Below are 9,092 nucleotides of genomic sequence, written 5' to 3' on the forward strand. Positions count from 1 at the left end.
TGATCTATGCCGGTGCCGCGATCGTCCACCGACGTCTGTTCAAGGGCGCACCGGCCGGGCCGCATTCGCTCAACGCCTATTTCGATTCCGCCATCGCCGCAGGGCGCCTGTTCGGCATGCCCATGCATGGCCACTGGATCACTGTCGGCACGCCCGATGCCGTACCGCTCGCGGAAGCGGCGGTCGCCGGTGCGCTCATCGAGTCGCAATGAGCGGCTCCAGCCGCGTTTTCTCGATCCCGCCCGGAGCGCCGTTTCTGCCGACGCTTGCCGAGGCGCTGCTTGCCGGTCGCCTCGTGCCGGGGTTCCGATTTGACGGCGACCCGCTCGCCTTGGCCGATGTCACCATCTATGTGCCGACACGCCGTGCCGCGCGCGCTCTGCGGGGTGTCTTCGTCGACAGCCTGGCGGCGCGCGGCGGCGGCGGCTCGGCGATCCTGCCGGTCATCCGGCCGCTCGGCGAGTTCGACGAGGACGAGGCCGCGTTCGAGACCGAGGCATCGGCGGCCATCGATCTCGCGCCGCCGATCGCTGCGATCGAACGCCTGTTGCTGCTGACGCCGCTGGTGCGCGCCTGGAAACGCCGGCTGCCGGCACATGTCGCCGCCCTCTTTGCCGAGGAGATCGTCATCCCGGCTTCCACCGCCGACGCGATCTGGCTGGCGCGCGATCTCGCCCGGCTGATGGACGAGATCGAGACGGAAGGAACGGACTGGGCCAAGCTCACCGATCTGGTGACCGGCAACCTTGCCGGCTGGTGGCAGGTGACCCTCGAATTCCTCGGCATCGTCACCGAAGCCTGGCCGAAATTCCTCGCGGAAAGCGACCGTTCCAATCCGGCCGCGCATCGCAGCGCGCTGATCCGCGCCGAGGCGGCGCGGCTGCAGCGCAATCCGCCCGCTGGCCCGGTCATCGCCGCCGGGTCGACCGGCTCGATCCCCGCCACGGCTGAACTGCTTGCCGCCATCGCGCGCCTGCCCGGCGGCGCCATTGTGCTGCCGGGTCTCGACCGAACGCTGGACGAAGCGTCATTCCAGGCGATTGCCGCGCCCGGCGCGCGTCCAGCTGTGCTCGGCCACCCGCAACATGGCCTGGCCAGGCTGATAGGCAAGATCGGCGTATTGCGCGGCGACGTCGAGGAGATTGGCGTGGCCGAACCGCGACTTGCGCTTCGCGCCGCTCTTGTCGGCGAAGCGCTGCGGCCGGCCGAAACCACCGAACTCTGGGCCGAGACACGTGCGGGCTTCCCGGCGTCCCACATTGCCGGCGCCTTCGCCGAGGTGACCTTGCTCGAAGCTGCCAGCGAACGTGATGAAGCTGTCGCCATCGCCGTCGCGCTCAAGCGCGCGGTCGAACAGCCCGGCCAAAGGGCGGCTCTCGTCACCGGCGATCGCGCATTGGCACGGCGCGTCTCGATCGAGCTCCAGCGCTTCGGCGTCGTCGCCGACGATTCCGGTGGCACGCCGCTCGCCAACACCCCGGCGGCCAGCCTGCTCAGGCTGGCGCTCGAGGCATTGTTCAGGCCAGGCGATCCGGTCGGCCTGTTGTCGCTGCTCAAGCATCCGCTGCTTGGCCTCGGCCTCGAACGGGCCGATGTGCGCCACGCGGCGGAACTGGTCGAGCTGGTGGCGCTGCGCGGCGGCACCGGCCGCCCAGACATCGTTTCGCTGCCGGAACTGTTCGAGGCCCGCCTCACCGGTCTGGGCGGCGGCAGCCGGCCGCCCTTCTGGTTTTCCCGGCTGACCGTGCGCTCCATCGAAACTGCCCGGAATTTGCTTGAACGTCTCAAGCAAGTGCTGGCGCCGCTCGCAGCCTTCCGCGGCCGGGATGACGCCAACCTTGCCGCGCTTGTCAGGGCCAGTGTCGTCTCACTCGAAAATCTCGGCCGCACCGCCGACGGTGGTCTTGGCGAGCTCTATGCCGGTGACGCCGGTGAAAAGCTTGCCGAACTGCTGCGCGGGCTGGTCTCGGCTTCGGCTTCACTGTCCTTCGCGGCGACCGAGTGGCCCGATATCATGGCGGCGCTGATCGCGCCTGAAACGGTCAAGCCGGCACAAGGCACCGACCGGAACATCGCCATCTGGGGTGCGCTGGAAGCCCGATTGCAGACCGTCGACACGCTGGTCATCGGCGGGCTCAACGAGGGCGTATGGCCGCGCAAGCCCGAGAGCGACCGCTTCATGTCGCGGCTGATGAAGACCGGTATCGACCTCGAACCGCCCGAGCGGCGCATCGGCCTTGCCGCGCATGATTTCCAGATGGCCATGGGCGCTGGGAAAGTGGTGCTGTCCCGCTCGGCGCGTGCCGGCGACGCCCCCGCCGTGCCGTCGCGCTGGCTGCAGCGGCTGCTGACCTTCATCGGCAGCGACCAGGCAGCGGAGCTGCGCCGGCGTGGCGACGAACTGCTCGCCTGGGCGCGCGCGCTGGATACCGGCCCAAGGCAGGATTTCGCGCCACGGCCGCAGCCGAAGCCGCCGCTGTCGGTGCGCCCGACGCATTTCTCGGTCACCGAGATCGAGACCCTGCGCCGTGACCCCTACGCCGTCTATGCGAGACGCATCCTTGGCCTGATGCCGCTCGATCAGGTCATCCGCGACCCCGGTGCGGCCGAGCGCGGCACGCTGTTTCACGCCATCCTGCACCTGTTCTCAGGCAGTGTCGCCGATCCGCGCACCCCCGATGCGCTTGCCGGCCTTATCGCTGCAGGCCGCGCCTGTTTCGCCGAAGCGGCCCTTCCGGCCGATGTCGAGGCGGTGTGGTGGCCACGTTTCGAGAAACTCGCCGCCAACATCATCGAGTGGGAGCGCACGCGCGCCGATGCAGTGACAAGGCGCCATGCCGAGGAGCGCGCCGGCAAGACTGTCGTCGGCCAATCCGGCGTGACTCTGTCCGGCTACGCCGACCGGGTCGATCTGCTGGCCGGCGGCATGGCCGACATACTGGATTACAAGACCGGTTCCTCGCCGTCCAAGGCGCAGGCGCACACACTGCTTGCGCCGCAACTGGCGCTGGAGGGTGCGCTGCTCAGGCGCGGCGCCTTCAAGGATCTGGGCGTACGCGAGCCCTCTCAACTGGCCTTCATCAGGCTGAAGCCGAATGGCGAGGTGTTCGAGGAATCCATCCTCGAACACAATCGCCAGCCGCGGACCGCGACCGATCTTGCCGAAGAGGCCTGGGCGCGGCTGGAAAAGCTGTTGATCCACTATGCCGATCCTGCGACGGGTTATCTGTCGCGCGCGCTGCCGTTCCGCGAAGGCGAGACTGATGGCGACTACGACCATCTTGCCCGCGTGCTCGAATGGTCGGCAGGCGGCGATGCCGGCGACGAGGGAGGGGAGGCATGAAAAAGGCCTATCCGATCCCCAGCGACACCGCGACCAGCCAGGCCCGCGCCGCCGATCCCGGCAATTCCGCCTGGGTGTCGGCGAATGCCGGATCCGGCAAGACCCATGTGCTGGCTCAGCGCGTCATCCGGCTGCTGCTGCGCGGCACCGATCCGTCGAAGATACTGTGCCTGACCTATACGCGCGCCGCCGCCGCCAACATGTCCAACCGGGTGTTCTCGACACTGTCGGAGTGGACGACGCTTGGTGACGCGGATCTGGCGGCAAAGGTCGAGGCTCTGGAGGGGCGCCGGCCCGATCTCGAGACCATGCGCCGGGCGCGGCGCCTGTTCGCCGAGGCGCTGGAAACACCCGGCGGGCTGAAGATCCAGACCATCCATGCCTTCTGCGAATCGGTGCTGCACCAGTTTCCGCTGGAGGCCAACATCCCGGCCCATTTCGAGATGCTCGACGGCCAGATGGAGGCCTCGCTGTTTGCCGCGGCGCGCCGCGAGATGATTTCGGGCACAGCCGCCGGCGACAGGGATCTGGCCGAGGCTTTTGCCGCCATTCTCGATCGGGGCGGCGAAGCCGGGCTCGACGCCTTGCTGGGTGAGATCGTGCGCAAGCGCGACGGCTTGCGCAATTTCATCGACGCCGTCGGGCGTGACGGCACGCGCTTCCAGGCCCTGTTCGACGAATTCCATCCAGGCCAGACGGCCGAGGGCATAGCCGCTTCGGTATGGCCGTTGCCGGGTTTCCTGCCCGACTATTTTGCCGGCTTCGCCCACGCAGCCGAGGCCACCGATGCCAGATCGGTGCTGAACAACATCCTGCCCTATGCGCGGCAGGCTTTCGCCGAGGGCGATCCCATTCGGCGCCTGCAACTGCTCGCGCGCGCCTTCCTCAAGACCGATGGCGACACCTACGACCCGGCAAAGGCCTTCAAGAAGGCCCTGGTCGACCGGCTGCCGGATCTGGCGGAGCGCTATCTCTCGGCCGCCAATGCCATCGTCGAAACCACCGACCGGCTGGCCCTGTTCCGGATGCTGGAGGGTACAAGAGCGGCGCTGACCATCGCCGACTGGCTGATCGCCCGCTACGAAATGCTGAAGCGCAGCCGCGGCTTTCTCGATTTCAACGACCTGATCACCCGCACCGTCAACCTGCTGGCGCGGCCAGACGCCGGCCCCTGGGTGCAATACAAGCTTGATCAGGGCATCGACCATATCCTGCTCGACGAGGCGCAGGACACCAGTCCGGACCAATGGGAAGTGGTGAAACGGCTGGCGGAAGAATTCTTTGCCGGCTTTGGCGCGCGCGACAGGGTCCATCGCACGGTCTTCGCCGTCGGCGACGAGAAGCAGTCGATCTATTCGTTCCAGGGTGCCGCCCCGGACTCCTTCGCCGACAGCCGGCTGTTGTTCGCCGGACGGGTGCGTGACGCCGAGGCGTCCTTTGCCGACCTCAAGCTGACCTGGTCGTTCCGCTCGACCGACGATGTTCTGACCGCAGTCGACCGCGTCTTTGCCGACGCGAGCGTGCGGCGCGGCATCAGCCATGATCCCGATCCGCTGCGCCATCAGGCGATCCGCACCGACGCACCGGGCTATGTCGAGGTGTGGCCGTCAGTAGGCGCCGATGTGGTCGACGAGCCCGACGACTGGACGCAAGCCATCGATCATGCGCATGCGCCGGCGGTGCGCGTGGCCGAGAACGTCGCCGCCACCATCGCCGGCTGGATCGGCAGTGGCGAAATCGTCGAAGGCCGCGGCAAGCGGCTGCGGCCGGGCGACGTGCTGGTGCTGGTGCGCAAGCGCGATCGCTTCGTCCACGCGCTGACCCGTGCCTTGAAACGGCGCGACATTCCGGTTGCCGGCGCCGACCGGCTGAGCCTGCCCGGGCACATCGCGGTCAAGGACCTGATTGCGCTCGGTCACCTCCTCATCCAGCCGCAGGACGATCTGTCGCTCGCCGCCGTGCTGCGCAGCCCGATCTTCGATCTGTCGGAAGAGACGCTTTTCACGCTCGCCGCGCAGAGGCCGTCCGGCTTGTCGCTGATCGCGTCGCTGCGACAGCACGCCGGCGACAGCGAGAGACTGGCGAAGATCGTCGCCCAGGTCGACATCTGGACGAACGAGGCCGCCTTCAAACCGGTGTTCGAGTTCTACGCCGGGCTGCTGGCGCGTGATGGCGTGCGCCGCAAGATGATCGCGCGGCTCGGGCCCGAAGCCGGCGACATCCTCGACGAGTTCCTCAGCTTCTGCCTGGCCGAGGAACGGACCGGTCTGCCGGGGCTTGAAGCCTTCCTGTCGACGCTGGAAAACGCCGGTCCCGAGATCAAGCGCGAGATGGACCAGACCCGCGACGAGGTCCGGGTCATGACCGTGCATGCCGCCAAGGGGCTGGAAGCGCCGGTCGTGTTCCTGGTCGATGGCGGTTCCGCCCCGTTCAGTGACCAGCATCTGCCGCGCCTGATGCCCTTCGATGGCTCCGGCGCGAATTGGGACGGTAAGGGCTATCTCTGGCGCTCTGCCAGCGACGTCGCCAACGGCTTTTCCAAAGCAGCGGCGGCGCGGGCACGGGAACTCGCCGACGACGAATACCGCCGGCTGCTCTATGTCGGCATGACCCGTGCCGAGGACCGGCTGATCGTCTGCGGCTATCACGGCAAGCGAGCGCCGAACGCCGGCACCTGGCATTCGATCGTCAGCCGCGCGTTGATCGGTGCGCCGGAAAGCGAGCAGCGTGCGCATCCCGCCGGCGGCGAGCCGGTGCATCGTTTCCATGTCACCAAGCTGCCGCCGGTCGCACTGGCTTCCGGCGAGCAGGCGCGGCCGACGGATGCTTTCGGACCTCTACCGGCGACCTTGTTCCGGCCCTTGCCCCCCTTCGAGGATCTGCCGCGTCCGCTGTCGCCCTCCGGTGCTGCGGCGCTGATAGACGAAGGCAAGGAAGCTGTGGTCGACAAGGCGTCGCCGGTGCTCGACGCCGATGCCGAGCCGGGCTTTGCGGTGCTGCGCGGGCTTGCCCTTCACAAACTGCTGCAGATGCTGCCGGGCATTGCCGAGCCCGAACGCCAGCGCGCGGCGGAGCGCTATCTCTTGCGAACGGGTGCGGACTGGCCTCCGTCAGAGCGTGAGAAGGCCCTGGCGTCGGTCACATCAATCCTTGCGGATCCCGGCCTCGGTCAGCTGTTTGCGCCGTCGTCGCGTGCTGAGGTCGCGATCATGGGCAGCCTTGAGGTAAAGGGCAAAAAGCGCTCGATTTCCGGCAAGATCGACCGGCTGGCGGTGACATCGGACAGCGTGTCGATCGTCGACTACAAGACCAACCGACCGGCGCCGGCCACTCTGGCCGAAGTGCCGCCGGCCTATGTCCTGCAGCTCGCGCTCTATCGCGCCCTGTTGCAGCCGCTCTATCCCGGCCGCACGGTCAAGGCGGCCCTGCTGTTCACCGAGGCGCCGCGGCTGATCGAGCTGCCGGCCGGTGCCATGGACGACGCCCTTGCCCGACTCACGGGAGCGTGACACAACACCTGCTTGAAGAAGGGCGCGATCACCACCACATTTGGTGGGACAAAAACTTTCAAAAGGATTTTCCATATGGCAACCGTGAAGGTCGACAAGAGCAACTTCCAGGCCGACGTGCTTGACGCCAACGTACCGGTCGTCGTCGATTTCTGGGCGGAATGGTGCGGTCCCTGCAAGATGATCGCGCCGGCGCTCGAAGACATTGCCACCGAACTCGGCGCCAAGGTGAAGATCGCCAAGCTCAACATCGACGAGAATCCGGAGCTTGCCGCCCAGTTCGGCGTGCGCTCGATCCCGACGCTGATGATCTTCAAGGGCGGCGAAATGGCCGACAAGAAGGTCGGTGCGGCGCCCAAGACGGCGCTGTCGCACTGGATCAATGGCAATCTCGCCTGATCCATCTGAAATTCATATGACCATCAAGCCCGGCCTCGCGCCGGGCTTTTTGTTGGCGTCATCGGTGCGTGGCTCTGGCTCTCGCGTCCGGCCACTCCATGTCATCTGCTTGAGCCAGACGGGAGAAACCCATGACCGGATCCGCCAAGGCCACCGTCTTCATCGACAATGAGCGCGTTATCGTCACCGAGTACCGCTTCGCGCCGGGCGAAAACACCGGCTGGCATCGCCACGGCCACGACTATGTCGTCGTGCCGCTGATGGACGGCAAGGTGAAGCTGTTGACCAAGGACGGCGAGACCTTCGCCGAGATGAAGAAGGGCGCGCCCTATTTCCGCAAAGAGGGCGTCGAACATGACGTCATCAACGCCAATGAAGGCGAATACGCCTTTATCGAGATCGAGCTGAAGTAAGCCGTCAGGGCTGGCAGGCGCTTTTCACCAGTCGGCTATGCGGTCGCCGCCGGCGAATTGTGCACTTTTTTCGGTATACTCGAACAACTCGATTTTCACGTCGTTTGGATCGCGGATCCAGGCCTGAAATGTGTCATCGCAGGCCAGTTTCTTTGAGGTGACGTCGACACCTTTCGACCTGATGTGGGCGATCGCGGCATCAATGTTCTCCACTTCTAGGCAGAAGTGGTTGATCTGGTTCAGGTCGCCATAGCGGGCCTCGTTTTTCCCGAACACCTCGACATGGCTGCCGCCGCCGCAATCGAGGTAGAACCCGAAAATCTTGCCGTTACGCAGGAAATTGAAGCGGGTGTCCATGCCCAGCACGTCGCGATAGAAGCTTCGTGTCGCTTCAAGGTCGTTGGCGAAGATGCAGACGTGAGCGAGCTGCTTGACCTTGATCATGACAAGTTCCTCGCAGAAAAATCCGCCTTCAGGTCGGCGGGGTGCCGTTCTCGGCCAGCACCGCGCCGGTCAGATACAACGAACCGCTGATCAGGATGCGTGGCGCCGGGCCGTCCCAGGTATCGCGCAGCAGCATCAGCGCGCTGGCGACGGAACTCACCGGCTCGGCGGTCAGCCCGGCTTCCGTCGCGCGGACCGCCAGTTCGTCGTTTGGCACGCCGGCCTCGCTAAGGCTCACCGGCACCGTGTAGACATGCCGGGCGAGGCCCTTGAAGGCACGGAAATAGCCGCTCTGGTCCTTGGTGTTGATCATGCCCGAGATGAGGAACAGCGGACGCGGGTTCTTCTCTTCCTGCTCGGCCAACGCTTCGGCAACCACCACGCCGGCACCGGGATTGTGGCCGCCGTCGAGCCAGATATCGGCGCCCTTGGGTGCCAGTTCGGCCAGCCGGCCCTGCACGAGCTTCTGCATGCGGCCGGGCCAGGCGACATTGACCATCGCCTTTTCGGCGGCGCGATGGCTGATCTCGAAACCGGCCGCCTTGACCGCGGCGATCGCCGCCGCCGCATTGGCGAACTGGTGGCGGCCGGGCAGCCTGGGCGGTGGCAGGTCCATCAAGCCGTCTTCGTCCTGGTAGACCATGCGGCCGTTTTCCTCGAAGGCAAGGAAGTCCTGGCCGTAGACGAAGGTGGGGCATTCAAGCCGCTCGGCGGTTTCGATCAGCACCTGCAGCGCCGTTTCGCTCTCCTGCGCGCCGATGACCACCGGACAGCCGGGCTTGATAATACCGGCCTTTTCGGCCGCGATCAGTTCGACACGGTCCCCGAGATAGGCCTCGTGGTCGAGCGACACCGGCATGATCACTGACACGGCCGGTTCCTTGACGACATTGGTCGCGTCGAAGCGGCCGCCGAGCCCGACCTCGATGATGGCGGCGTCGGCCTGGTGTTCGGAAAACAAGAGGAAGGTGACGGGATCTGTTG

At 66.3% G+C, this 9,092-nt stretch carries 6 protein-coding genes and 1 pseudogene; 5 read left to right on the top strand and 2 right to left on the bottom strand.

Going from position 1 to position 9,092, the window contains the following annotated elements; translation table 11 throughout:
* The 5 genes and pseudogenes from EOC06_RS41415 to EOC06_RS00455 form a co-directional block, all read left to right on the top strand.
* A pseudogene (locus tag EOC06_RS41415) lies at positions 1 to 212 on the top strand (nucleotidyltransferase family protein); the annotation flags it as partial.
* Positions 209 to 3,343, top strand: coding sequence for a double-strand break repair protein AddB (addB, locus tag EOC06_RS00440; protein WP_128306805.1), 3,135 nt, complete (start codon positions 209 to 211; stop codon positions 3,341 to 3,343). The pseudogene EOC06_RS41415 and the gene addB, both read left to right, overlap by 4 nt.
* Entirely contained in the window at positions 3,340 to 6,852 is a 3,513-nt protein-coding gene (gene addA / locus EOC06_RS00445) for a double-strand break repair helicase AddA (protein WP_128306806.1), read from the top strand. The genes addB and addA overlap by 4 nt, the downstream gene beginning before the upstream one ends.
* 75 nt (positions 6,853 to 6,927) lie before the next feature.
* A complete protein-coding gene (gene trxA, locus EOC06_RS00450) occupies positions 6,928 to 7,251 on the top strand; it encodes a thioredoxin (protein ID WP_127268389.1) in 324 nt (107 codons plus the stop codon).
* 131 nt (positions 7,252 to 7,382) lie between these two features.
* A complete protein-coding gene (locus EOC06_RS00455) occupies positions 7,383 to 7,664 on the top strand; it encodes a cupin domain-containing protein (RefSeq protein ID WP_127323193.1) in 282 nt (93 codons plus the stop codon).
* A gap of 24 nt (positions 7,665 to 7,688) precedes the next feature.
* Here the strand turns inward: EOC06_RS00455 and EOC06_RS00460 are convergent, their stop codons facing one another.
* Together EOC06_RS00460 and EOC06_RS00465 are read right to left on the bottom strand one after the other, a co-directional pair.
* On the bottom strand, positions 7,689 to 8,108 hold the full coding sequence (locus EOC06_RS00460) for a VOC family protein (RefSeq protein ID WP_128306807.1): 420 nt from the start codon (positions 8,106 to 8,108) through the stop codon (positions 7,689 to 7,691).
* A gap of 28 nt (positions 8,109 to 8,136) precedes the next feature.
* A partial coding sequence (locus EOC06_RS00465; RefSeq protein ID WP_245469258.1) for a folylpolyglutamate synthase/dihydrofolate synthase family protein occupies positions 8,137 to 9,092 on the bottom strand: 956 nt, incomplete at its 5' end.

Origin of the sequence: Mesorhizobium sp. M7A.F.Ca.MR.362.00.0.0 (assembly GCF_004023175.1) — a bacterium.
GTDB lineage: Bacteria > Pseudomonadota > Alphaproteobacteria > Rhizobiales > Rhizobiaceae > Mesorhizobium.

What these genes read in the sequence shown, in the direction of transcription:
- addB (WP_128306805.1), top strand. Translation starts at nt 209, where the DNA reads ATGAGCGGCTCCAGCCGCGTTTTCTCGATCCCGCCCGGAGCGCCGTTT.
- addA (WP_128306806.1), top strand. Translation starts at nt 3,340, where the DNA reads ATGAAAAAGGCCTATCCGATCCCCAGCGACACCGCGACCAGCCAGGCC.
- trxA (WP_127268389.1), top strand. Translation starts at nt 6,928, where the DNA reads ATGGCAACCGTGAAGGTCGACAAGAGCAACTTCCAGGCCGACGTGCTT.
- EOC06_RS00455 (WP_127323193.1), top strand. Translation starts at nt 7,383, where the DNA reads ATGACCGGATCCGCCAAGGCCACCGTCTTCATCGACAATGAGCGCGTT.
- EOC06_RS00460 (WP_128306807.1), bottom strand. Translation starts at nt 8,108, where the DNA reads ATGATCAAGGTCAAGCAGCTCGCTCACGTCTGCATCTTCGCCAACGAC.